The sequence below is a fragment of the Rhodoligotrophos sp. CJ14 genome (assembly GCF_038811545.1).
Taxonomy (GTDB): Bacteria; Pseudomonadota; Alphaproteobacteria; order Rhizobiales; family Im1; genus Rhodoligotrophos; species Rhodoligotrophos ferricapiens.
The window spans coordinates 2,840,227-2,862,620 of the sequence record NZ_CP133319.1 but is presented as its reverse complement, the minus strand read 5'-3'; the positions used below and the strand labels follow the sequence as shown (position 1 = coordinate 2,862,620).

Here is a 22,394-nt window from a genome sequence, read left to right as displayed (position 1 = left end):
GATCAAGGGCTGGCGTATGGCTCAGTAAACCCGCGCCTTCGGCTTGATGTACTGGACCTCGTTGGTCATGGTGTAGGTATGCACCGGTCGATAATCGAGGCGCACGGTCTGCTTCTCCGTATCGGCCCACATCAGCGTGTGCTTCATCCAGTTCTCGTCATCGCGGTTCGGGTAGTCCTCTCGCGCATGGGCCCCACGGCTCTCCGCGCGATTGGCGGCCCCTTCGACCGTTACCACCGCCTGGCCGATGAGATTGTCATACTCAAGCGTCTCGATGAGATCGGTGTTCCAAATGAGCGACCGGTCGGTCACGCGGATATCCCCGATTTCGCTCCAGACCTGCTTGATCTCCCGGCGGCCTTCCTCGAGCACATCGCCAGTGCGGAACACAGCGCAATTGCTTTGCATGATCCGCTGCATCTTGAGGCGATGGGCGGCTGTGGGGGTGCTGCCTTGCGCGTAGCGGAACTTATCGAGCCGGGCGAGCGCCGCCTCCCCCGCATCGCGCGGCAGATCCGGCTGGGTTGATCCGGACTCGATGAGCTCAGCACAGCGCAAGCCCGCGGCACGACCAAAGACGACGAGGTCGATGAGCGAGTTGGAACCAAGGCGATTGGCGCCATGGACCGACACGCAGGCAGCCTCGCCGATCGCCATGAGGCCCGGCACCACCGCATCCGGATCGCCGGCGCGCGGTGCCACGACCTCCCCGTGATAGTTCGTCGGAATACCGCCCATGTTGTAATGCACAGTCGGCAAAACGGGGATTGGTTCCTTGGTCACGTCGACCCCGGCGAAGATCTTCGCGCTTTCGGTAATACCAGGCAGGCGCTGATGGATGATCTTCGGGTCCAGATGCTCAAGGTGAAGATGGATGTGATCCTTCAGCGGACCGACACCGCGTCCTTCCCTGATCTCGATCGTCATCGAGCGCGAGACGACATCGCGCGAGGCGAGGTCCTTGGCGGAGGGGGCATAGCGCTCCATGAAGCGCTCACCTTCGGAATTGGTGAGATAGCCGCCTTCACCGCGCACACCTTCGGTGATGAGCACGCCCGCGCCGTAGATCCCCGTGGGGTGGAATTGGACGAACTCCATATCCTGGAGCGGCAAGCCAGCCCGCAGCACCATTGCGTTGCCATCGCCCGTGCAGGTATGGGCCGAAGTGCAGGAGAAATAGGCGCGACCGTAACCGCCGGTCGCCAGGATGGTCTTGTGCGCCCTGAAGCGGTGAATGGTGCCATCCGCCATGGATAGCGCCATCACACCGCGGCAAGCACCATCATCCATGATGAGATCGAGCGCGAAGAACTCAATGAAGAATTCGGCGGAATAGCGCAGCGACTGCCCATAGAGCGTGTGCAGCATCGCATGGCCGGTACGGTCAGCAGCGGCACAGGTGCGCTGCGCCGGCGGCCCTTCGCCGAAATTGGTGGTCATTCCACCAAACGGGCGCTGGTAGATCCGGCCATCCTCGGTGCGGCTGAAGGGCAGGCCGAAATGCTCGAGCTCATAGACCGCCTTGGGGGCCTGGCGGCAGAGATATTCGATGGCATCCTGATCGCCGAGCCAGTCCGACCCCTTGACCGTGTCATACATGTGCCAGCGCCAGTCATCCGGGCCCATATTGCCGAGGGATGCGGCAACGCCGCCCTGGGCTGCGACCGTGTGAGAGCGGGTGGGGAAGACCTTGGTGATGCAAGCCGTGCGCAATCCTGCCTGAGAGCAGCCCAGCGTTGCGCGCAGCCCCGCGCCGCCCGCGCCCACAACCACAACATCGAACGTGTGGTCGATGATGGGATAGGCGCGTCCCCCAATGCTGAAGGATTTGGGTGCCGGCCCGGCCATTTGGCCGTTTGATCCGTTGCTGGCCATGGGCAATGATCCTAACTCAATTTGCAGTAGCCGCCGGCATGGTTGCCGGACTGACCGAGGCCACATTCGTGGTGATGGCGATGCTGACAATCGCGAAAATCGAGACCAGCGCGACAGCAAGGGCGAAAAAAGTGTTGGCGAGCAGAGCAATCACCTTCAGGCCCTCGGAATGCACGTAATCCTCGATGACCACCTGCATGCCGAGCCGCATATGATAGGTGATGGAGAGCATCAGCGCGATCAAGGCGATCGCCGCCAAGGGATGACCCACCCACGCCATCATTTCTGCGCGGGTCGCACCGATATTGGCTATGATGGTGACGGCCCCAAACAGAACCAGCGGAATATTCGAGACGGCGGTGACCCGCTGCCAGATCCAATGCTCCGTGCCGCCATGCGCAGCACCAAGGCCGCGCGCCCGCGCGAGCGGTGTTCTGATCTTCATGCCCCTATCCCCTAAGCACCAGAATGGCGGCCCAGATGATCACCGTGAGCGAAATCGAGGTGATCAGCGTGAGCCAGGCCATCTTGCTCGCACTGCTGCGGTCCATTCCATGGCCCGTATCCCAGACGAGATGGCGGATTCCGCCCAGCGCGTGATGAATTTCCGCCCAGGTATAGCCAAACAATATCAACAGGCCGAGCCAGGAGCTGAAAAACCACTGGGCGGCATCATATGCCCGGTCACTGACGGCTGCGGCCAGCAGCCACCAGGCCAGCAAGGCTGTCCCAAAATAGAGAGCTCCGCCGGTGATGCGATGGGCGATCGACATCATCATGGTGATCCATGGGCGGAAGATCTGCAAATGTGGGGAGAGAGGGCGGTCCACTGTCCTCATGGTCATCCAGTAAATGAGGCTGCGTCACGCGCGGGACGTGAACGATGGAGTTGGTTTAGAACCGCTCTCAACTCAAGTCAAATAACCCAGTTGAACAAAGCGGCACGGCGAATGCTGTATGTCCAGGATCATCGCGGGATCAAGAGCCAATAATCAAGATCCAGGATTACCCCCTCGTCATAGCTCTGGCTGGATCGGCCGGGAAACTCCGCACAAGGCTTATCGCAGGTGGCAAAGGTCCTGACCCTGAGCGCACCAACATCATCGCGCCGCGGTAATGGTTCGCGTCCTAGGATTTCCGACCAGGCATAGACGGTTCCGCCCGCAAAGAGCGGGGCCACGTGGCGGCCCCCATTGATGCCGGCGATGTGAAAGCCGTTGCCGAGCCCGTTGAAGGACAAGGCGCGGGCAATGGAGATGACGTGACCGCCATAAATCAGTCTGCGTCCGAAGCGTCCTGCGCCCTCGGAATGCTGGTTGAAATGGACTTTGGCGGTATTCTGATACAGGCGGGTGGCGAGCATGTGCTCGGCCTCCTCGACCGTCGTGCCGTCCACATGATCTATGCGCTCGCCGATCCGGTAATCATCCCAGCGCGCGCGGGAGCCCGCAAGCTCGTCATCCCACAGCTTGCCCGCAATCTGGGGCAGAGCATGGCCGAACTCCTCCACCGAGACGACCTCAGGCAGGCTCGGCACGGACTGCTCGGCCACTTGCGACATTTCATCGCGTTTCCTGACCATGACCCAGCGGATGTAGCTCAGGACGAGATCACCCGATTGGTTGAAGCCTTGCGAGCGCACATAGACAACCCCGGTCTTGCCGCTGGATGTCTCCTTAAGGCCGATGATTTCCGATTGGGCCGACAGGGTATCACCAGGAAAGACCGGGCGGATGAAGCGGCAGTCCGCATAGCCGAGATTGGCGACCGCATTGAGGGAAATATCCGGCACTGTCTTGCCGAAAACGATGTGAAAGACCAGGAGATCATCGACGGGGCTGCGGGGATAGCCCACGGCCTTCGCAAAGGCATCGGATGACTGGACCGCAAAGCGCGAGCCATAGAGGGCTGTGTAGAGCGCAACATCGCCCGCGGTCACAGTTCGTGGGGTGGCATGGCGAATCACCTGGCCCAAGCGAAAATCTTCGAAGAAATTTCCGGGATTTGTTTTTGTCATGGTTGGGCGCCGTCCAGCTCGGCGATGGCATCGGCCATGGCGACGGTGCGGCGCGCAATCTCGCAATGCAGACGCTCGACCATGCGGCCGTCGAGATTGATCGCGCCTTTTCCGGCATTCTCGGGCAGATCGAAGGCGGCGATGATCTTGCGGGCGGTGACAACCTCGTTGTCGCTCGGGCGAAAGGTTTCATTGGCCATCGCAAGCTGGCCGGGATGGATCAGCGTCTTCCCATCGAAGCCGAACAGGCGGCCCTGCTGGCACTCAGCGCTGAAGCCTTGCTCGTTGTGGAAGTCATTGAAGACACCATCCACAATATCAAGGCCAAAGGCGCGGGCTGCCGCAACACAGGTCATGAGCCATGGCACCATGGCCATGCGGCCTTCGCCCAGTCCAGCTCGGGTCTCCTTGGCAAGATCATTGGTTCCCATGACCAGGCATGCAAGACGCGTATCGGCGGCCGCTGAGGCGATCTCGCGCGCGTTCAGCATGGCGAGCGGGGTCTCCATCATCGCCCAGAGCCGGACCGTCTCGGGCAGGCCTGCGCGATCGAGCCGGGCGGAGATTGCCGCGATGTCCTCCCGACGATTGACCTTCGGAACGAGGATGCCGTCGGGCCGGGCACCGATGGCGGCCGCAAGGTCCTCTTCACCCCAGGGCGTCTCGAGCCCGTTTATGCGGATAACGAGCTCGCGCCGGCCATACCCGCCTTGCGCCACCGCGGCCGCGACCTGTTCGCGGGCGAGAGCCTTGCTTTCCGGTGCAACCGCATCCTCAAGGTCGAGGATGAGGGCGTCAGCGGTGAGGGTCTTTGCCTTCTCAAGCGCCCTGCCGTTTGACCCGGGCATATAGAGCACGCTGCGCCGCGGCCTGATCTTCATGCAAAACCCCCTTCCTTTTTTCGCGTGTGCGTGACGGTAATAGATCAGCGGACCGGGTGCCAGTGGCAAGCGGCATCCGGCCATCTCTCTAGCGGGTCGGGACCATGACAGCTGATAGCGCGTATTTCGACGTGGTGATCATCGGGGGCGCGGTGATGGGGAGTGCGGCTGCGTATTTTCTCACCCACAATCCGCAATTCGAGGGCTCTGTCGCCGTAATCGAACGGGACATGAGCTTTGCGGAATGCTCAACCGGCCGGTCCGCCGGCGGGATCCGGCAGCAATTCTCGACCCCTGAAAATATCGAGATGTCGCTTTTCGGGTTGCAATTCATCCGCACGCTGAAGGAGAGGTTCGGCCCGGATGCGGATGTGAGTTTCAGGGAGCAGGGCTATCTGATGCTGGCATCTGAAAGCGGCCGCGCAACGCTCCAAGAGAATGTGGAGCTGCAGTGCTCCTACGGCGCAGACATCGTTTTCTATGACGAAGAAGGCCTCCATAAAGCCTTTCCCTGGCTCGAAACCGAAGGGCTCGTCGCGGGATCATTCGGGCGGAGCGGCGAGGGCTGGCTCGACCCGTTCAGCCTGATGACCCTGATGCGCAAGGCCGCCCAGGCAAAAGGAGCCCGCTACATCTCGGGCATGGTCACCGGCTTTGACTTGTCCGACGGCCATGTAAACGCGGTCAAGCTGAGCGATGGCCGCGAAATCCGCTGCGGCACGCTGATCAATGCAACCGGTGCAGAGGCGGGCAAGATTGGCACTATGCTGGGGATCGATATTCCAGTGGAGCGGCGCAAGCGTTTTGTGTTCGTGTTCGACTGCCGCGACGCACCCGAGAGATGTCCGCTCACCATCGAGCCGACCGGGCTTTATTTCCGGCCAGAAGGCGCGCAGTTCATCACCGGGCTAGGGCCGTTGGAGGACAATGAGTGGGACACCGCCGATCTCGAGATCGACCATACCTGGTTCGATACGGAGATCTGGCCGCGGCTTGCCGCACGCGTGCCAGCCTTCGAGGCCATCAAACCGACCGGAGCCTGGGCAGGGTTTTATGACTACAACACCTTTGATCAGAACGTCATACTCGGCCGTCATCCTGATTTCGACAATCTCTATCTCATGAATGGATCATCCGGGCACGGGCTGCAGCATGGCCCGGCGGTTGGTCGCGCCATCAGTGAGCTCATCGTGCATGGCAGCTTCCAGACGCTGGACTTGTCGCGCCTCTCCTATGAGCGGATCCGGCGCCGTGAACCGCTTTTCGAGAAGAATGTCGTATGAGCCGAACGCCGGTTGGCGGCGTGATCCTCGCTGGCGGCAAGGGCACACGGCTCGGTAATGTTGACAAGGCTTTGGTTGGCTTATCCGGCAAGCCACTAATCAGCTATGCGATCGAGCAATTAAGGCCGCAGGTTGATGCCCTCGTCATCAATGCGAATGGCGATCCTGAACGGTTCGCCCGCTTCGATCTGCCAGTCATTCCGGATGCGACTCGAATAGCCCTCGGCCCGCTCAGCGGCATCTATGCAGGTATGCAAGCCCTGACGAGGCTTGCGCCACAAGCGAAATGGATGGTTACAGTGCCGTGTGATGCACCCCTCATTCCTGCAGATCTGGTGCGAAAGCTCCTATCCGGCGCGGGCGATGCGGTGATCGTGCGCGCAGCATCCGGCGGCCGTGTCCACCATGTGGTCGCCGCCTGGCGTATGGCGCTCATTGCGGATTTGGCTGACGCGCTCGACAGCGGAATCAGGAAGGTTGCCGATTGGGCGGCTCAATATGGTGCGGCCGTTCGAACGGTCGTCTTTCCCCATGAGCCCTTCGATCCCTTCCTGAATATCAACCGGCCAGCAGATCTTGCCGCCGCTGAACTGATCCTGTCTAGCCAACCTTGACGACAGTGTCCGGCCCGCAGCGGCTGAGCAGCCTCAGCATGTGCTCGCGGGTGAGCGCGATGCAGCCTTCTGTCGGCAGATAGCCTGGCCGCGCCAGATGCATGAAGATGGCACTTCCCTTGTTGGCTACGGGAGGATTGTCGTTATAGCCGAGCACCACCACCAGGTCGTACAGGTGGTCATCGCGCCACATGGTTTCGGCGCTTGCGGGATAGGGCAGCCGCACGGGCCGGTTATAGCGTAGATCGCTCGGATCATCGCACCAGCCGTCGCTGGGCTCGATCGCCCACACCGCCAGAGCAGTCGAAGGCTGGCGCAGCCGATCCGGTCGATAAAGCAGCTTGCGCATAGGCCAGGTGCCGATTGGCGTCGCGCCGTCCCCCTCGCGCTTAAGGGCGCGAATGCCGCTACGGCCGATCGCACAGGGCACGTCGATCGCGCCAAATCTCAACCGCGCAATCGAGGCCCGAGGGTCAACGGTGATGAGCCGCACTTCTCTTAGAGTTTCGCTCATGGCCAGCCGGATAGGTGAACCTTCGTCTATATATTGAAGCCAGCCTGCTTGCGAAAGCGACCAATTTCTTGATCTTGCCGGAAAGATGGGGTTCCTTGAACAGGGGCGTACGAGTGCTTTAGTAGAGAGCGCATTCAACCGGACCATCTAACAAGCGGCATCCTATGGCGAGTACGACCAAAATTCTCGTCGTCGATGATGACGACGCACTGCGCGAATCACTTGTGGAGCAGTTTGCCCTTCACGAAGAATTCGACGTCAGCGAGCGTGAGAACGCAACCGGCGCGCGCGAGGCCGTACGGTCGGAGCAGGTGGATCTCGTGCTGCTCGACGTCAATCTCCCAGACCAGGACGGACGCGATGCCTGTCGGCAGATTCGCGCCGATGGCTTCAAGGGTCCGGTCATCATGCTAACCGCGCAGGACAGCGAGACGGACGCGATCAACGGGCTGGATTCCGGCGCGAATGATTATGTCACCAAGCCATTCCGGTTTGGCGAGCTGCTGGCGCGCATCAGAGCACATCTGCGCCAGCACGAGCAGAGCGAAGATGCGGTTTTCGCCATCGGGCCGTATACGTTCCGTCCCAGCGCCAAGCTCCTGTTGCGCAAGGATAACACCAAGATCAGGCTGACCGAGAAGGAGGCAGCCATCCTCAAATATCTCTATCGGGCAGGCCAGAAGGTCATCGGCCGCGACGTGCTGTTGCACGAGGTTTGGGGATATAATGCCGGTGTGACCACCCATACCTTGGAAACCCATGTTTACCGGCTGCGGCAGAAGATCGAGGCCGATCCTTCGAATGCCACGCTCCTCGTGACCGAGGCTGGCGGCTACAAGTTGGTGCCATGAGCGTTCGGTCGCGGGTCGAGCTCCTCAGACGCATTCCAGTATTTGCCGAGGCGGCAGATGCTCACTTGCAGCTTTTAGCCTTTGCCATGGAGACGGAGAGCTTCCAGCCGGGCCAGGCGCTGATCACCAGGGGTGACCATAGTCAGACCGCTTACATCATCGAGACGGGCAGTGCGCGTGTTGCCGATCCGCAGGAAACGGGCGGTGATCCCATGCTGGTGGGGCCCGGGGCCTGTATCGGGGAATGCTCGATGGTCGCTGGTTTGCCCTATAGTATTACCGTGGTTGCGAGCACCGAGGTCAAATGCCTAAAGCTCACGCGCCAGCTTTTCTATCGGGTGGCTGAGGAATTTCCCGATTTTGCGGAGATCGTGCTTGCCGCCATCACCCAGCGAGTAGACGAAACCGTGAATGAACTGCGCGCCATCGAAAGGCTGTTCCGACAGGCGCGCTCGTTCTCTGCTTGACCGCCACGTCTTGGCTCGGAGCGATGGGTCCGGATGGTTGAACTCAAGGGACCGCGCGCCGAGCGCTTCATTGAGAAGCCGGGAACGGATTACGCCATTGTTCTGCTGCATGGCAGCGACGAGGGGCTCGTTCGCGAGCGTGCCACCCAGCTGGTCCGCAATACTGCGGGGTCGCTGGATGATCCGTTCTCTGTAACCCGCATCGAGGACGCAACATTGGCGGCCGATCCCGGACGGCTTGCCGATGAGGCACTCGCCATGTCGCTGATGGGCAGCCGGCGGGTCGTCTGGGTGCGTTCGGCCGGGGCCGCAACCGCCAAAGCTGTCGCCGGCTTCCTGCCCCATACGCAAGGGGACACCCTGGTCGTCATCGAGGCAGGCAATCTCAAAAAATCAGACAAGCTGCGGCAGACGGTGGAGCAGGCGCCAAATGCGGTCGCCATTGCCTGCTATGCCGATTCCGATGCCGATCTCCATGCCATGGTCGAGACGGCCCTTCGGCGCGAAGGCATAGCCATCAGCGAGGAAGCGCTGGACCTCTTCACCTCACTGCTCGGCGGTGACCGCCTCCTTTCGCGCACCGAGATCGAGAAGCTTTGCCTTTACGGCAAAGGTCGATCGCGGATCGAGGTCGAGGACATCGCACTAATTGCCGGCGATGCCTCCGCCCTTGCTGTGGATGATCTCCTCGATGCGGCCTTTGGCGGGGATGTGATTGCGACCGATCAGCAATTAGCGCGATTGCAAGATTCCGGTGTACATGCCGCCACGCTGGTGATCAGCGCCGCCAATCATCTCGGCCTTCTGCGCCGGCTTCGCGCCCAAATGCGATCAGCAGGCCAAGCCGCTGCAGTGGTTGCCGCGGCGCGCCCCCCAATTTTCTTCAAGCGTCAGTCTGCACTTGCCCGGCAGCTTACGCTTTGGCCAATGGAAGCGCTTCTCACCGCTGGGAAGACAATCGCGGAATATGAGCTGCGGACGCGGCAGATGGCGCCGCTCGATCATGCCTTGGTCGGACGGCTCTTTCTCACGCTCTCGCGTGCTGCTCAGTCCCGTCGCGCAGCCTGACCCATGCGTCACGAGCCCGCAAGCCGGTGGCAGACAAAGTCAAGCTGATCGAGCGTCTTATAGCGGATACGCAGCTCGCCCCCGTCTTCGCCGCGATGCGTGATGGTCACGGCAAGGCCCAATGCCTCATAAAGCCGCTTCTCCAGCGCGATCGTGTCGGCATCCTTGTGGGCCGGCCGTCTTGTTCTTGATGGGCGCTGCTGGCCTTCTTCCTGCACTGCCCGCGCCAAGGACTCCGTTTCGCGGACGCTCAAGCCCTGCGCGATAATCTGCTCGGCAAGCTCCTCCGGCCGGTCCGTCGCGATGAGGGCGCGGGCATGTCCGGCAGAAAGTGCTCCCTGCTCGAGCATTCCCACAACGCGCGAGGGCAGCGTCAGCAGGCGAAGTGTATTGGCGATATGGCTGCGGCTCTTGCCGACCGCGTCAGCGAGCTGCTGCTGGGTATAGCCATAATGCTCCATAAGCTGGCGATATCCATCGGCCTCTTCGACCGGATTGAGATCGGCGCGCTGGATATTCTCGATCAGCGCGACTTCCAGTGCTTCGGCATCAGTGAGATCGCGGATGAGAACCGGCACCTCATGAACGCCAGCCCTTTGCGCCGCGCGCCAACGCCGCTCGCCAGCGACGATTTCATAACGGCCATCATCCAGCGGTCTGACCAGAAGCGGCTGCAACACGCCTCTGATTCGAACGGATTGCACCAGCTCCTCTGCATCCGCCTCGCTGAAGGTCTTTCGCGGATTGCGTGGGCTCGGGATCAGATGCTCGATCGGCATTTGCCGGAAGCTACGGGCCCCTTCGACAAGGCCCTCCTCCGAGGTCCCATCCCCGATCAGGGCTGCGAGCCCGCGACCCAATCGTTTTCTCTGTATTTGTGCCATCTGCCGCCGCTCCGGAACGGGATCGAATCAAGCTGCCCTTAAGGCGCGCTCGCGCCGAATCATTTCGGATGCGAGCCGGATATAGGCCTGACTTCCCGTGCAGTTATTATCATAGAGGAGCACGGGTTTACCATGCGAGGGCGCTTCCGACACCCGGACGTTACGAGGTATGACCGTTTCATAGACCTTCTCGCCCAACACACCTCGGACATCCTCAGCCACCTGCTCGGAGAGGCTGTTCCGCTTGTCATACATGGTCAGCACCACCCCCTGGATGGTCAGCCGCGGATTGAGGTTAAGCCGCACTCGGTCCACGGTCTTCAGCAGCTGGCTCAAGCCTTCCAGGGCAAAGAATTCGCATTGCAATGGCACGAGCACCGCATCTGCCGCGCAGAACGCATTAATGGTGAGAAGGTTGAGGGATGGCGGGCAGTCGAGGAGGATGTAATCATAGTGCAGCCCGGTGTCTCGGGCCAAAACCTGAATGGCATCCGCCAGCCGAAAGGTCTTGCGCTCAAAATCCGACAGCTCGATTTCGGCGCCCAGCAGATCCATCGTGGACGGTGCGCAATCCAATCGCGGAATGCCCGATTCCGCAATGACATGGTGCAGCTGAGCCTCCCCGATCAACACGTGGTAAGTGGAGCGCATCTGCGCCGTGCGCGGCACGCCAAGGCCAGTGCTCGCATTCCCCTGGGGGTCGAGGTCGATGATCAGCACCTGCTCACCCACCGCGGCCAAGGCGGTGCCGAGGTTAATGGCTGTCGTCGTCTTGCCGACGCCACCCTTTTGATTGGCGACGGCAAGCACCCGCGGTTGACATTGAGAGGATGAAGCCTCGGCTGTCATGACGTCTCATCCATACGCTCGGCGTGGCTTATCAGCAGAATACGACCTGACCGGTCCACCACGCTGGGGTAAACATCTGCGTTGATTCTCCAAGATTTAGACGCAGCGGTCAACTCGCTCTCCACATCTTGTCCCTTCAGGAACAGTGCTTTTGCTCCGGTTTGCAGGAACGGTTTCGCCAGATGGAGCAATTTTGGCAGAGGTGCCAAGGCGCGCGCGACAATCCACGCGGGTCGCGGTGTGAGATCTTCCGGGCCGACATCTTCGATTCGCCGCGGTATGACCTCGGCTATGGCGCCGGTCACGCGCACTGCATTCGCGAGAAAAGCCGCCTTTTTGCGATTGCTCTCGACGAGATATACCGGGCTCGTCCCAGCCCGATTAGCCCGCGCAATGGCGAGAGGGATGCCAGGAAATCCTGCGCCCGAGCCGAGGTCAATCACCGCTTGGCCCTCATTCAGGAAAGCATGAAGCTGCAGGCTATCCGCGACATGCCGGGTCCAGATATGACCAGGTTCGCTATTGGCCACCAGGTTTATGGCCCGATTCCATCGAATGAGGAGCTCGACATACTGAGCGAGCGCACCGACTGATTCACGTGAAACACCGAATGCGGCAGCAATCGCTTCCGGGTCCGAATCAAACTCAGTCATGCGGAGCTGCGCTTCTCCTCGCGCTTTAGATAGGCGAGGAGGAGGGTGAGCGCGACAGGTGTGACGCCATCAATACGACCCGCCTGCCCCAGGGTTGCCGGCCTTACGCGCGCGAGCTTGTGCCGAACTTCCGTGGAAAGCCCAGGGATTGCTCCATAGTCCAGATCGGCTGGGATCGAACGCTGCTCGTCCCTCCGAAAGGCCTCCACATCTCGCTCTTGCCTTTCCAAATAGCCGGAATAGAGCGCTGTCGCCTCGAGCTGCTCCAGGGCAAAGACTGGCAAGGTCTTAAATTCCGGCCATACCCGGATAATGTCATCAATGACAACACCGGGAATTGCCAATAGCGCCAGGGCGGATCGCCGGATGCCGTCGCGGTTCACCTTGAGACCGTGACGTGCCGCTTCGTCGGGGGTGAGCTGGTGGTCGCGCGCCATCGCAATGGCCCGGTCCAGTACCGCTTTGCGCGCCCGGTAAGCCCTAAGGCGATCGGGTCCGACGACACCCCAGGCTGCGCCCATATCCGTGAGCCGCTGGTCGGCATTGTCGGCGCGGAGGACCAGACGATATTCCGCGCGCGACGTGAACATTCGATAGGGTTCGGTGACACCGCGGGTGACGAGGTCATCGATCATCACACCGATATAGGCCTGGGTGCGATCGATCGTGATCGAGGGAGAGCCCCCTGCGTGCCGAGCCGCATTCAGTCCCGCCACAAGGCCCTGGGCCGCGGCCTCCTCGTAGCCTGTCGTCCCATTGATCTGACCAGCAAGGAACAGGCCCCGCATCCGCTTACACTCGAGACCAGGGCTCAACTCGCGCGGATCGATATAGTCATATTCGATCGCATAGCCCGGCCGCAGCACCCGCACATGCTCCAGCCCGGGAATGGTCCGCAGGAACGCATCCTGCACAGGCTCAGGAAGCGACGTGGAGATGCCATTGGGATAGACCGTATGATCGTCCAATCCCTCCGGCTCCAGGAAGATCTGGTGGCTTTCACGGTCCTTAAAGCGGACGATCTTGTCCTCGATAGAGGGGCAATAGCGCGGACCGGTGCCGGTAATCGCACCGGAATAGATGGCGGATTTCGAGAGATTATCGGCGATGATCCGATGGGTCGCCTCGGTGGTCTGGGTGATGTGACAGGAGATCTGAGTCTGGCGAATCTGATCGGTGAGGAATGAGAACGGGTATGGGGTCTCGTCCCCCTTCTGCTCTTCGAGGCGCTCCCAGGCAATCGTGCGCCCATCAAGCCGTGCCGGCGTCCCCGTTTTCAGGCGGCCCATTGCGAGATCAAGACGGGCAAGCCGCTCTGCCAACAAGCGAGACGGCTGTTCGCCGACCCGTCCCGCAGGGATTTGCCGTTCCCCAATATGGATGACACCCCGGAGAAAGGTCCCAGTAGTGAGAACCACGGAACGGGTGCCAATCTTCCTTCCGTCTTCGAGCACCACGCCAGTTACGCCGGCGCCCTGCTCCGAAATATCGGCCGCTGCACCCTCGATGATCATGAGGTTCGAGATCGCGGCCAGTTCGCGTTGCATTGCCGCCCGGTAGAGCGCCCGGTCCGCCTGGGCCCGAGGACCGCGCACCGCAGGGCCCTTGCTCCTGTTCAACAGGCGGAACTGGATGCCGGCTTCATCGATGACCCGGCCCATCAGGCCGTCGAGCGCATCGATTTCGCGGACCAGGTGTCCCTTTCCCAGCCCGCCAATCGCAGGGTTGCAAGACATCTCGCCGATGGTGTCGCGGCGGTGGGTGACCAATGCTGTTCGCGCGCCAAACCGCGCAGCCGCGGCCGCAGCCTCGCAACCCGCATGGCCGCCGCCAATGACGACGACATCAAAACTCAGCTCGTCCATGATTCCACTCTAGCGGGTGACATAAACGATGTTTCACGTGAAACGTCACTTGCCGATGCAAAATTCCGAGAAGATCTGGCCAAGGATGTCCTCAATGTCAATCCGCCCGACCAATCGGCCAAGCTGCCAGGCGGCGCGCCTGAGGTCTTCGGCCATCAATTCATCTGCCGATGCCTCTGCCGCCGCCAGCAAATGGTCTCGGCAATTCCGCAAGGCAACCCGATGACGCTCGCGGGTCAGCATAGGCCTTTCCTGGGCACCAGCGAGCAGCCGCGAGACTTCTCTCGTCAAGGCGCCGATGAGCGTTGCGATCCCCTCGCCGGTTCGCGCCGAGACCGGAATAGCTCCCGAGGAATCGGGCAGGCCCAGATCACTTTTGTTGATCACCCACAGCGACTTTGCCTCGAGCGCTTGGCTCGGCGGGGTCAAGCCCGTGTCGGCACTCGTAACCCAAAGGACGAGAGCAGCTTCCGCCGCGCGCTTGCGAGCCCGGCGGATCCCCTCATCCTCCACATCATCGGTAGTTGCCTCACGCAAGCCCGCCGTGTCAACCAGGACCACCGGATACCCATTGAGGTCGAGATGCACCTCAATGACATCGCGCGTGGTACCGGGACGATCCGCCACGATTGCTACGTCACGGCGTGCAAGCCGGTTCAGAAGGCTCGACTTGCCCGCATTTGGCGGGCCGGCAATGACGACGCTCACCCCTTCGCGCAGCCGCTCCCCTGCCCGTGCATCATCCAGAAAAGAGCCGATCTCCTCAGCCAATTCAGTTGCCTGCGTCCGCACCCCGGCTGCAACACTGGGGGGCACGTCCTCTTCGTCAACGAAATCAATATGGGCCTCGAGATGGGCGCTGATGACCAGCAGTCGCCGTCGCCAACTCTCGTAAATTTCGTCGAGTAGCCCATTGGCTTGCTGAAGCGCAAGTGTCCGCTGCGCGTCAGTTTCCGCAGCGATGAGGTCAGCCAGCCCTTCCGCATCGACGAGACCCATCCGGCCATTTTCAACAGCGCGGCGCGAGAACTCGCCCCGTTCTGCCGGACGCAGCTTCGGCAATTTGTTCAAAGCCCGGAACAAAGCTGCAACCACCGCTGGCCCTCCATGGATCTGGAGCTCCAGCATATCCTCACCGGAAAAGGTCGCCGGTCCAGGCAGCCAGATCACGATGCCATGATCGATCAGCTCGGTGGTCTCAGGGTCCTTAATGGCCTGCAATGAGGCGCGCCGAGGCGGAGGTACCCCGCCACACAAGGAGAGCGCGGCCTGACGGCTCTCAGGTCCGGACAGACGAACCAACGCGATGGCGGCACGCCCCGGCCCAGAAGACAATGCATAGATCGTCTCCTGATCCGGGTTCATCCGCATTTCCGTTTACACGCATACAGTAAGGGGTGTTCGAGAGAGCGTGGCTGGTTTGCACCGAGGATAATGATCACCGCAAGACGCAAGCAGGCGATCGGAGATATCGCCATCGCCTTTTCGCCGGCTTAGGCTAGTTGTTCATCATCTGGAACAGATCAGCATTGCTCTTGGTCTGCTTGATCTTGTCGAGCAGGAACTCGATCGCGTCCACCGTACCCATTTGTGACAGGATGCGACGCAACACATACATCCGCTTCAGCTCATCCGGGCGAACCAGCAGCTCTTCCTTCCGGGTGCCGGAGCGAATGATATCGATCGCGGGGAAGACACGCTTATCCGCCACCTTCCGGTCGAGAACGATTTCCGAATTGCCGGTACCCTTGAACTCCTCGAAGATCACTTCATCCATGCGGCTGCCAGTGTCGATCAGCGCGGTTGCGATGATGGTGAGCGAGCCGCCCTCTTCGATATTGCGGGCCGCACCGAAAAAGCGCTTCGGACGCTGGAGAGCATTGGCATCGACACCGCCGGTTAGAACCTTCCCCGAAGACGGCACCACCGTATTATAGGCACGACCCAGCCTGGTGATCGAATCCAAGAGGATAACCACGTCACGCCGATGCTCGACCAGGCGCTTGGCCTTTTCGATCACCATTTCCGCGACCTGTACGTGGCGGGTCGCCGGCTCATCGAAAGTCGAACTCACCACCTCGCCGCGCACAGAGCGCTTCATATCGGTAACTTCCTCGGGACGTTCATCGATGAGAAGGACGATCAGATAGCATTCCGGATGGTTGGTGGTGATGGAATGTGCGATGTTCTGCAGCAGCACGGTCTTACCCGTGCGTGGCGGGGCCACGATCAATCCGCGCTGCCCCTTACCGAGAGGGGCCACCAGGCCGATGACACGGGAGGAGAGATCCCGGACGGTCGGATCACCAATCTCCATTTCGAGCCGCTCATCGGGATAGAGCGGCGTCAAATTGTCGAAATGGATCTTGTGCCGGGTTTTCTCGGGATCCTCGAAATTGATCGTATTGACCTTGAGCAGCGCAAAGTAGCGCTCGCCTTCCTTGGGGCTGCGGATCTGGCCCTCGACAGTATCGCCGGTGCGCAGATTGAATCGCCGGATCTGGCTGGGGCTCACATAGATATCATCAGGTCCCGGCAGGTAGTTCGCATCAGGTGAACGCAGGAAGCCGAAGCCATCCTGCAAAACCTCGACCACCCCTTCCCCGATAATGTCGATATCCCGTTGCGCCAAGCTCTTGAGAATGGCGAAAACGAGCTCCTGCTTTCGCAGAGCACTCGCATTCTCGATTTCGAGCTCTTCGGCCATCATCAGCAGCTCGGCGGGTGCCTTCTGCTTCAATTCGTGGAGCTTGGTTTCCTTGAGTCCAGAGAGGTCGGTCATGATGCACCGGATATCTTACAGGCGTTGAGGTGCTGTCTGACGAGTGAATCGACAATTGGCCTGAGCGGCCTATGCCTTCATCAGATACAAGCAATGGAAGGAAAGGACACAGAGAGGTACCGAAATACGTACCAGATCCGCTTCTATGGTAGCAACCTACCCTGCGGTTCACATCAATGTAGCAAATCGGCGCGGGCTTTTAAACAAGTTTCGCAAGGCCTCAAAACGGCTTGAGTACGACAAGAAGGACAATGGCGATCATCAGGACGGTCGGAACCTCGTTCAAGATGCGAAAAAAGCGCGCTGGACGGGTGTTTTCATCCCTCGCAAAACGCCCCAGTTCCTTGCCGAGAAACCCGTGCATCCCACTCATTCCGACCACCAGAAGCAGTTTCGCATAGATCCAGCCACTGCTCCATAGGCTAGGGCTGAGGGTCCAGGCCAATAACAAGCCAAAAGTCCATGTCGCTGCCATCGCAGGCGCCATGATGGCCCGGTAGAGCCGCCGCTCCATGACCTTGAAGGTCTCACTTTGGGTGCTGCCGACCTCAGCCCCACAGTGATAGACAAAGAGGCGCGGCAGATAAAGCATGCCCGCCATCCAGGAAATGAGGGCGATGATGTGAAAGGCCTTGAGCCACTCATACCATGCTGCCATGGCTCACAACCCATCATGCAGGCGGACACGGGCCACGAGAGCATCCACATGGGCAATGGGTGTCTCGGGCAGAATGCCATGGCCCAGATTTGCGATATGGCGGCGCTTCGGGATCGCGGCTGCCAAGTCATCGACAGCTGCATCAAGCGCAGCCCCTCCGGCAAGCAAAACCAGGGGATCAATATTGCCTTGGACCGCACAAAGGGGAGCAAGATCCCGGCCCATCACCCTAGGGGAGACACCGGCATCGACCGCCACAGCATTGACGGGAACGCGCTGTGCGAAATCAAGAAGGTTGGTGCCCGCAGCTCGGGGAAAGCCAATCACCCGGGCCTCAGGGATCTGGGCGCGCACACCGTCAATAATCTGCCTCACCGGCTCGATGCACCATCGCTCGAAGCAATGCGCCGGTAGATCACCCGCCCAGCTGTCAAAAATCTGGACGGCCTCGGCACCGGCGCGTACTTGGCTGACGAGGTATTCGATGGACGCCTCGACGATAAGGTCGATCAGCGCTTGGAACCAGGACGGGGCAAGAATGGCCGCAAGCCGCGCTTCTCGCCGGGTTGAGCTCCGCCCTTCGATCATATAGCTCGCAACAGTCCATGGTGCGCCGCAGAACCCGATGAGCGCCACACCCTCGGGCTTGAGCGCTGCGACGCGCGCAACGGTGTCATAGACAGGTGCGAGCAAATCGCTGACCCTATCTGCGCTGAGACCTGCCAGATCGGCGCTGCTTCTCACCGTGGAGAGCACCGGACCATCGCCGGCTTGAAAACTCAAGGACGCGCCGAGCGCCTGTGGGATCAGCAGAATGTCAGCAAACAGAATAGCTGCGTCGAAATCGAACCTGTTGAGGGGTTGAAGCGTTACCTCGCTGGCGAGCTGCGGATTGTAGCAAAGGGACAGGAACGATCCGGCCTTCGCCCGAAGCTCACGATATTCAGGGAGGTAGCGACCAGCCTGACGCATCATCCAGAGAGGGCGACGATGCGGATCGATGCCATCGAGCACATCGAGAAGCGCTTTCCGAGATTGCAAGCTGGACTGGGGAGAGGGCTCGAACATCGATTCACCAAATCTTAAGATTTAGACTCTTAGACTCTGAAGATGATATTGGGCCAGGAGAGTCGGTGGTTACGAGTCCTGACGCAGTTGCCCACATCTATGGCCCGTTTTGCCGCTCATTCCCCTGCCAGAAACGGGGAGAGGCGCGCGCAGGCTCAAACCCTGCCGGCAGCGCGCCAATTTGTCTGTCTGCACGCAAAGCTCTTAACCAATTGTTAACAGGTCGTCCACGTGTCGCTCCGAGAGGCCGGAGTTATGCCCAGACCGGTCGATCAGCAATGCACAAGTGACCTGCCTGTTAATAAAGTGCTGGACAGCGGCAGCAGGATCCCTGAAGCCATTACCTATCGCAGCGGTTATCCACAAACAGTGCCGCAGTGGCCGACCCAGCATGTGAACAAGCCCGCGTGAAGACGTTTTTTCATCTCCATCTGATCTCGGATTCAACCGGTGAGACCCTCAATACCGTCGCGCGCGCGGCGGTCGCGCATTACACCGAATTCCGTGCGATCGAACATACCTATGCCCTGGTGCGCACCCACAAACAGCTGAAGCGCGTGCTTCAGGACATCGAGGAAACCCCGGGCATTGTGTTGTTTACGTTGGTTGATCCCGAGCTCAGAGCAACGCTCGAGGATCATTGCCGGCGCCTGGAATTGCCGGCGATCTCGATCCTTGATCCGGTCGTGTCGACCCTGGCCAGCTATCTCAATGCGAAGTCGCAACCGCGTATCGGCGCTCAGCATTCGCTCAATGCGGAATATTTCCGGCGGATCGAAGCGCTGAACTTCACGATGGCCCATGACGATGGCCAGCAGACTCAGGAGCTCAACGAGGCGGATGTTGTGCTGATCGGAGTGAGCCGCACCTCGAAGACTCCCACGAGCATTTATCTCGCCAATCGTGGGATCAAGGTGGCTAACGTGCCGATCGTGCTGGATACGCCGCTGCCGCCGAGCATCTATGACGCAAAACGCCCGCTGATCGTGGCACTGGTCGCAACCGCGGAACGCATCGCCCAAATCCGCAGGAACCGGCTTTTGTCGCTGAATGAGCCGGGGGATACCAAATATGTGGATCGCGCGGTGATTGCGGCCGAGCTGGTCTTCACCCGCAAGCTCTGTGCCCGGCACAACTGGCCGATTATCGATGTCACCCGCAGATCAATCGAGGAGACGGCAGCCGCCGTGATGAACTTGCTCCACGAGCGGCAACACGCAAGGAGCCACTCATGATGCTCAGCCGAACCCAGATCATCTTGGCCTCAACCAGTGTCACCCGACGCGAGATGCTCGAGAATGCTGGAGCCAAGGTGGTCGTCAAGCCACCGACGATCGATGAGGATACGGTAAAACAAGCCATAGCCGGGAGCGACCCGGCAGACGTGGCCATGATCTTGGCGCACGCCAAGGCCATATCCGTTTCAGAGACGAATCCATCGGCATTGGTGGTGGCGGCCGATCAAGTGCTGAACCTCGACGGGCGGATTTTAAGCAAGCCACGAACCAAGAACGACGCCCGCGACCAGCTGCTCGACTTGCGCGGCCGTTCCCATGTTCTGATCAGCGCGGTTGCCTGCGCCAAAGATGGTGCTGTGGTCTGGAGTCATGATGACGAAGCCACGTTGATCATGCGCAATTTCACCACGGATTTTCTCGGTGCCTATTTGGCCGCTCTGGATGATGATGTCACCCAAACGGTCGGCGGGTATCGGCTGGAGGGGCTCGGCGCACAGCTCTTTACGCGGGTTGAAGGTGACCATTTTACGGTGCTGGGTCTGCCGCTGCTGCCACTGCTCGATTATCTGCGCCAGGAAAATGTGCTGCTGACATGATTCACGTGAAGCATGCCTGTGTGATCGGATGGCCGATCGAACACTCCCGCTCGCCTCTATTGCACGGCTATTGGCTCAAAAAATATCAGATCCCCGGGCGCTATGACCGTATCGCCGTCAGCCCTGAGACCTTGGACAGCTTCATCGATGGCTTCGCAGGCCGAGGTTTTGTGGGCGGCAATGTCACGATACCGCATAAGGAAGCCGTGTTCCGGCGGGTCGCGGTTGCCGATCCGCTCACCGCGCGGCTTGGCTCAGTGAACACGCTTTATCTCAGCGATGGGACACTCTACGGCACCAGTACGGACGGCTATGGCTTTGTCGCGAGCGCCAAGCAGGCCGTCAAAGATCTCGATTTTGCGGGCATTCGCGTTGCCGTGCTGGGGGCTGGTGGTGCGGCACGCTCGATCCTGGGCGCTCTGCTCGAGCAGGGGGTAGGGAGAATTTCGGTTGCGAATCGATCCCCTGAGCGCGCAGAAGCCTTCGCCGCAGAATTTGGGCAAAAGGTTGAGGTCGTGCCATGGCATGGTGTCGAGACCATCTTCGCCAGGACCGATATGCTGGTCAACGCGACCTCCCTAGGCATGACGGGAAAGGATCCGCTGCGGATTGATCTCTCACCCCTGCCCGCACATGCGGTGGTCTGCGACATCGTCTATGTCCCCCTGCTGACGCCATTGCTTGTGAGCGCGAGGTCACGTGGGTTGCGAATCATTGACGGTTTGGGAATGCTGATGCATCAGGCGGTTCCTGGCTTTGAGCGCTGGTTCGGTGTACGTCCCGAGGTTACCGCGGAGCTTCGATCACTGCTCGAAGCTGATGTCATGGCAAAGAAGTGAAATGCTGCTCATCGGCTTAACCGGCTCGATCGCCATGGGGAAATCAGCAACGGCGGACATGTTCCGGCAGCTTGGCATTCCAGTCTTCGATGCGGATGCAGCCGTGCACTCACTTTATGCGGAGGGCGGAGAAGCCGTCGGCCCTGTGGCACAGCTCTATCCCGAAGCGGTCAAATCCGGGGTGGTTGATCGTGGCGAACTGGCCAAGATCGTTCTTGGCGATCCCGCCAAGATCAAAGCACTCGAAGCGGTGGTTCATCCGCTGGTCCGAGCGCGGGAGGCCGCCTTCTTAAGCAACGCGCGCGATACCAATGCCGACATGGTGGTTCTGGACATTCCCTTGCTGTTCGAGACGGGGCAGCAGGGCCGCGTCGACTGCATTGTCGTGGTCAGCGCGCCGGCCGCCATTCAGCGTGAGCGGGCACTGGCGCGGCCGGGCATGACGGAGGCGAAGCTCGATGCCATTCTCGCGCGTCAAATGCCTGATCGCGAGAAGCGGGCAAAGGCTGACTTTGTGGTGGATAGCTCGAAGGGACTAGAGAACGCATTCGAGCAGGTTCGTGCCATCATCGCTACACTCAGACAGAGGCAGCGGCCGTCCAATCTGGGTGATAAGCGATGAGATATGTGGTTCTCGACACCGAAACGACCGGCCTATCCCATGAGAATGGCGACAGGATCATCGAAATCGGCTGTGTCGAGGTGCTCAACCACGTGGCGACCGGCCGCGTGTTTCACAAATATATCAATCCGCAGCGCCAGATTCACGCTGAGGCCATTCGCGTCCACGGCATCACCAACGAGTTTCTGGCGGATAAGCCTGTCTTTGCGGAGATCGCTCAGGAATTCGTGGAGTTCATCGAAGGCGCGGTGCTGGTCATCCACAATGCCGCCTTTGATATCGGCTTTCTCAATTCGGAGCTTGGCCGGCTCAACTATCCCGCCATTCCCGAAGAGCAGGTGATCGATACGCTCGCGCTGGCTCGCCGGCGCCATCCCATGGCGCAACACAGTCTGGATGCGCTGTGCCGCCGCTATGGGATCGACAATTCAAAGCGCACCAAGCATGGCGCATTGCTCGATGCCGAGCTTCTGGCCGATGTCTATATTGAGCTGATCGGCGGGCGCCAGCCGGTTCTCACTTTGGTGGCGAGCACCGAAACCACTCATGAGATCCGGGTCACCCAAACAGTGACCCTCACCCTCAGACCAAGGCCCTTGCCGCGCCGCCTCACGGAGGAAGAGCGCTTGGCCCATGAAAGCTTCATCGCCGAGCTCGGGCAGGACGCCATCTGGTTGAGCTATCTTGACCCTGCCGCTGAGCAGCCGGAACTCGCCTCGTAGAGCGTTTCCGCTTTTCTTTGAATCGCGAAATCGCTCTTAGTTCTTGCT

24 protein-coding genes are annotated in these 22,394 nt (G+C 60.3%); 10 read left to right on the top strand and 14 right to left on the bottom strand.

Going from position 1 to position 22,394, the window contains the following annotated elements; translation table 11 throughout:
• Positions 1 to 21 precede the first annotated feature (21 nt).
• The 5 genes from sdhA to RCF49_RS13270 all read right to left on the bottom strand — a co-directional run bounded on the left by sdhA (position 22) and on the right by RCF49_RS13270 (position 4,773).
• Positions 22 to 1,875, bottom strand: coding sequence for a succinate dehydrogenase flavoprotein subunit (gene sdhA, locus RCF49_RS13290; RefSeq protein WP_342640366.1), 1,854 nt, complete (start codon positions 1,873 to 1,875; stop codon positions 22 to 24).
• Between the two features lie 16 nt (positions 1,876 to 1,891).
• Positions 1,892 to 2,320 (bottom strand): succinate dehydrogenase, hydrophobic membrane anchor protein, encoded by a 429-nt coding sequence (gene sdhD / locus RCF49_RS13285; RefSeq protein WP_342640365.1) that lies wholly within the window; start codon positions 2,318 to 2,320, stop codon positions 1,892 to 1,894.
• A 4-nt stretch (positions 2,321 to 2,324) separates the two neighbouring features.
• The gene (gene sdhC, locus RCF49_RS13280; protein ID WP_342640364.1) at positions 2,325 to 2,720 is read right to left on the bottom strand and encodes a succinate dehydrogenase, cytochrome b556 subunit; all 396 of its coding nucleotides are present in this window, start codon (positions 2,718 to 2,720) and stop codon (positions 2,325 to 2,327) included.
• A 122-nt stretch (positions 2,721 to 2,842) separates the two neighbouring features.
• Positions 2,843 to 3,892, bottom strand: a complete 1,050-nt coding sequence (locus tag RCF49_RS13275) for a MaoC family dehydratase (protein ID WP_342640363.1) — start codon at positions 3,890 to 3,892, stop codon at positions 2,843 to 2,845.
• Entirely contained in the window at positions 3,889 to 4,773 is an 885-nt protein-coding gene (locus RCF49_RS13270) for an HpcH/HpaI aldolase/citrate lyase family protein (protein WP_342640362.1), read from the bottom strand. Before RCF49_RS13270 ends, RCF49_RS13275 begins: the two co-directional genes overlap by 4 nt.
• A gap of 104 nt (positions 4,774 to 4,877) precedes the next feature.
• On the opposite strand from RCF49_RS13270, the gene RCF49_RS13265 reads away from it, so the two are divergent.
• Together RCF49_RS13265 and mobA are read left to right on the top strand one after the other, a co-directional pair.
• A complete protein-coding gene (locus tag RCF49_RS13265; RefSeq protein ID WP_342640361.1) occupies positions 4,878 to 6,056 on the top strand; it encodes an NAD(P)/FAD-dependent oxidoreductase in 1,179 nt (392 codons plus the stop codon).
• On the top strand, positions 6,053 to 6,670 hold the full coding sequence (mobA, locus tag RCF49_RS13260; RefSeq protein WP_342640360.1) for a molybdenum cofactor guanylyltransferase MobA: 618 nt from the start codon (positions 6,053 to 6,055) through the stop codon (positions 6,668 to 6,670). The genes RCF49_RS13265 and mobA overlap by 4 nt, the downstream gene beginning before the upstream one ends.
• Here the strand turns inward: mobA and RCF49_RS13255 are convergent.
• Positions 6,657 to 7,184, bottom strand: a complete 528-nt coding sequence (locus RCF49_RS13255; protein WP_342640359.1) for a L,D-transpeptidase family protein — start codon at positions 7,182 to 7,184, stop codon at positions 6,657 to 6,659. The two genes, mobA and RCF49_RS13255, sit on opposite strands and share 14 nt — an antisense overlap.
• Before the next feature lie 164 nt (positions 7,185 to 7,348).
• On the opposite strand from RCF49_RS13255, the gene RCF49_RS13250 reads away from it, so the two are divergent.
• The 3 genes from RCF49_RS13250 to holA are packed head-to-tail and all read left to right on the top strand — an operon-like array spanning position 7,349 to position 9,570.
• The gene (locus RCF49_RS13250) at positions 7,349 to 8,035 is read left to right on the top strand and encodes a response regulator transcription factor (protein ID WP_342640358.1); all 687 of its coding nucleotides are present in this window, start codon (positions 7,349 to 7,351) and stop codon (positions 8,033 to 8,035) included.
• Positions 8,032 to 8,502: a cyclic nucleotide-binding domain-containing protein gene (locus RCF49_RS13245; RefSeq protein ID WP_342640357.1), complete on the top strand. Its 471-nt coding sequence runs from the start codon at positions 8,032 to 8,034 to the stop codon at positions 8,500 to 8,502. Before RCF49_RS13250 ends, RCF49_RS13245 begins: the two co-directional genes overlap by 4 nt.
• Before the next feature lie 33 nt (positions 8,503 to 8,535).
• Complete coding sequence (gene holA, locus RCF49_RS13240) at positions 8,536 to 9,570, top strand: DNA polymerase III subunit delta (RefSeq protein WP_342640356.1); 1,035 nt, start codon at positions 8,536 to 8,538, stop codon at positions 9,568 to 9,570.
• Positions 9,571 to 9,578: 8 nt separating this feature from the next.
• Here the strand turns inward: holA and RCF49_RS13235 are convergent, their stop codons facing one another.
• The 8 genes from RCF49_RS13235 to hemE form a co-directional block, all read right to left on the bottom strand.
• A complete protein-coding gene (locus RCF49_RS13235; RefSeq protein WP_342640355.1) occupies positions 9,579 to 10,454 on the bottom strand; it encodes a ParB/RepB/Spo0J family partition protein in 876 nt (291 codons plus the stop codon).
• A gap of 27 nt (positions 10,455 to 10,481) precedes the next feature.
• Entirely contained in the window at positions 10,482 to 11,303 is an 822-nt protein-coding gene (locus RCF49_RS13230) for a ParA family protein (RefSeq protein ID WP_342640354.1), read from the bottom strand.
• The gene (gene rsmG / locus RCF49_RS13225; RefSeq protein WP_342640353.1) at positions 11,300 to 11,956 is read right to left on the bottom strand and encodes a 16S rRNA (guanine(527)-N(7))-methyltransferase RsmG; all 657 of its coding nucleotides are present in this window, start codon (positions 11,954 to 11,956) and stop codon (positions 11,300 to 11,302) included. Before rsmG ends, RCF49_RS13230 begins: the two co-directional genes overlap by 4 nt.
• Positions 11,953 to 13,821, bottom strand: a complete 1,869-nt coding sequence (gene mnmG / locus RCF49_RS13220) for a tRNA uridine-5-carboxymethylaminomethyl(34) synthesis enzyme MnmG (protein WP_342640352.1) — start codon at positions 13,819 to 13,821, stop codon at positions 11,953 to 11,955. Before mnmG ends, rsmG begins: the two co-directional genes overlap by 4 nt.
• A 45-nt stretch (positions 13,822 to 13,866) precedes the next feature.
• Positions 13,867 to 15,186, bottom strand: a complete 1,320-nt coding sequence (mnmE, locus tag RCF49_RS13215) for a tRNA uridine-5-carboxymethylaminomethyl(34) synthesis GTPase MnmE (RefSeq protein WP_342640351.1) — start codon at positions 15,184 to 15,186, stop codon at positions 13,867 to 13,869.
• A 133-nt stretch (positions 15,187 to 15,319) separates the two neighbouring features.
• Positions 15,320 to 16,603 carry a transcription termination factor Rho gene (rho, locus tag RCF49_RS13210; protein ID WP_342640350.1) on the bottom strand — a complete coding sequence of 428 codons (1,284 nt, stop codon included), beginning with the start codon at positions 16,601 to 16,603 and terminating at the stop codon, positions 15,320 to 15,322.
• A gap of 220 nt (positions 16,604 to 16,823) precedes the next feature.
• Positions 16,824 to 17,261 carry a protoporphyrinogen oxidase HemJ gene (gene hemJ, locus RCF49_RS13205; protein ID WP_342640349.1) on the bottom strand — a complete coding sequence of 146 codons (438 nt, stop codon included), beginning with the start codon at positions 17,259 to 17,261 and terminating at the stop codon, positions 16,824 to 16,826.
• Positions 17,262 to 17,264: 3 nt separating this feature from the next.
• Positions 17,265 to 18,329, bottom strand: coding sequence for a uroporphyrinogen decarboxylase (hemE, locus tag RCF49_RS13200; protein WP_342640348.1), 1,065 nt, complete (start codon positions 18,327 to 18,329; stop codon positions 17,265 to 17,267).
• A 407-nt stretch (positions 18,330 to 18,736) separates the two neighbouring features.
• On the opposite strand from hemE, the gene RCF49_RS13195 reads away from it, so the two are divergent.
• Genes RCF49_RS13195 through dnaQ form a run of 5 tightly spaced genes read left to right on the top strand, consistent with a single transcriptional unit; the run spans position 18,737 to position 22,346 of the window.
• Positions 18,737 to 19,564 carry a pyruvate, water dikinase regulatory protein gene (locus tag RCF49_RS13195; protein ID WP_342640347.1) on the top strand — a complete coding sequence of 276 codons (828 nt, stop codon included), beginning with the start codon at positions 18,737 to 18,739 and terminating at the stop codon, positions 19,562 to 19,564.
• Complete coding sequence (locus tag RCF49_RS13190; protein ID WP_342640346.1) at positions 19,561 to 20,163, top strand: Maf family protein; 603 nt, start codon at positions 19,561 to 19,563, stop codon at positions 20,161 to 20,163. The genes RCF49_RS13195 and RCF49_RS13190 overlap by 4 nt, the downstream gene beginning before the upstream one ends.
• Positions 20,160 to 21,002, top strand: a complete 843-nt coding sequence (locus tag RCF49_RS13185) for a shikimate dehydrogenase (protein ID WP_342640345.1) — start codon at positions 20,160 to 20,162, stop codon at positions 21,000 to 21,002. Before RCF49_RS13190 ends, RCF49_RS13185 begins: the two co-directional genes overlap by 4 nt.
• Position 21,003: 1 nt before the next feature.
• A complete protein-coding gene (gene coaE / locus RCF49_RS13180; protein WP_342640344.1) occupies positions 21,004 to 21,624 on the top strand; it encodes a dephospho-CoA kinase in 621 nt (206 codons plus the stop codon).
• Positions 21,621 to 22,346: a DNA polymerase III subunit epsilon gene (gene dnaQ / locus RCF49_RS13175; RefSeq protein ID WP_342640343.1), complete on the top strand. Its 726-nt coding sequence runs from the start codon at positions 21,621 to 21,623 to the stop codon at positions 22,344 to 22,346. Before coaE ends, dnaQ begins: the two co-directional genes overlap by 4 nt.
• Positions 22,347 to 22,394 lie beyond the last annotated feature (48 nt).

Coding starts and splice junctions, on each gene's coding strand:
- hemJ (WP_342640349.1), bottom strand. CDS start 17,261: ATGGCAGCATGGTATGAGTGGCTCAAGGCCTTTCACATCATCGCCCTC.
- RCF49_RS13185 (WP_342640345.1), top strand. CDS start 20,160: ATGATTCACGTGAAGCATGCCTGTGTGATCGGATGGCCGATCGAACAC.
- RCF49_RS13250 (WP_342640358.1), top strand. CDS start 7,349: ATGGCGAGTACGACCAAAATTCTCGTCGTCGATGATGACGACGCACTG.
- mnmG (WP_342640352.1), bottom strand. CDS start 13,821: ATGGACGAGCTGAGTTTTGATGTCGTCGTCATTGGCGGCGGCCATGCG.
- RCF49_RS13255 (WP_342640359.1), bottom strand. CDS start 7,184: ATGAGCGAAACTCTAAGAGAAGTGCGGCTCATCACCGTTGACCCTCGG.
- dnaQ (WP_342640343.1), top strand. CDS start 21,621: ATGAGATATGTGGTTCTCGACACCGAAACGACCGGCCTATCCCATGAG.
- RCF49_RS13230 (WP_342640354.1), bottom strand. CDS start 11,303: ATGACAGCCGAGGCTTCATCCTCTCAATGTCAACCGCGGGTGCTTGCC.
- hemE (WP_342640348.1), bottom strand. CDS start 18,329: ATGTTCGAGCCCTCTCCCCAGTCCAGCTTGCAATCTCGGAAAGCGCTT.
- RCF49_RS13275 (WP_342640363.1), bottom strand. CDS start 3,892: ATGACAAAAACAAATCCCGGAAATTTCTTCGAAGATTTTCGCTTGGGC.
- sdhD (WP_342640365.1), bottom strand. CDS start 2,320: ATGAAGATCAGAACACCGCTCGCGCGGGCGCGCGGCCTTGGTGCTGCG.
- RCF49_RS13235 (WP_342640355.1), bottom strand. CDS start 10,454: ATGGCACAAATACAGAGAAAACGATTGGGTCGCGGGCTCGCAGCCCTG.
- mnmE (WP_342640351.1), bottom strand. CDS start 15,186: ATGAACCCGGATCAGGAGACGATCTATGCATTGTCTTCTGGGCCGGGG.
- RCF49_RS13245 (WP_342640357.1), top strand. CDS start 8,032: ATGAGCGTTCGGTCGCGGGTCGAGCTCCTCAGACGCATTCCAGTATTT.
- sdhA (WP_342640366.1), bottom strand. CDS start 1,875: ATGGCCAGCAACGGATCAAACGGCCAAATGGCCGGGCCGGCACCCAAA.
- rho (WP_342640350.1), bottom strand. CDS start 16,603: ATGACCGACCTCTCTGGACTCAAGGAAACCAAGCTCCACGAATTGAAG.
- mobA (WP_342640360.1), top strand. CDS start 6,053: ATGAGCCGAACGCCGGTTGGCGGCGTGATCCTCGCTGGCGGCAAGGGC.
- rsmG (WP_342640353.1), bottom strand. CDS start 11,956: ATGACTGAGTTTGATTCGGACCCGGAAGCGATTGCTGCCGCATTCGGT.
- RCF49_RS13265 (WP_342640361.1), top strand. CDS start 4,878: ATGACAGCTGATAGCGCGTATTTCGACGTGGTGATCATCGGGGGCGCG.
- holA (WP_342640356.1), top strand. CDS start 8,536: ATGGTTGAACTCAAGGGACCGCGCGCCGAGCGCTTCATTGAGAAGCCG.
- sdhC (WP_342640364.1), bottom strand. CDS start 2,720: ATGACCATGAGGACAGTGGACCGCCCTCTCTCCCCACATTTGCAGATC.
- RCF49_RS13270 (WP_342640362.1), bottom strand. CDS start 4,773: ATGAAGATCAGGCCGCGGCGCAGCGTGCTCTATATGCCCGGGTCAAAC.
- RCF49_RS13190 (WP_342640346.1), top strand. CDS start 19,561: ATGATGCTCAGCCGAACCCAGATCATCTTGGCCTCAACCAGTGTCACC.
- coaE (WP_342640344.1), top strand. CDS start 21,004: ATGCTGCTCATCGGCTTAACCGGCTCGATCGCCATGGGGAAATCAGCA.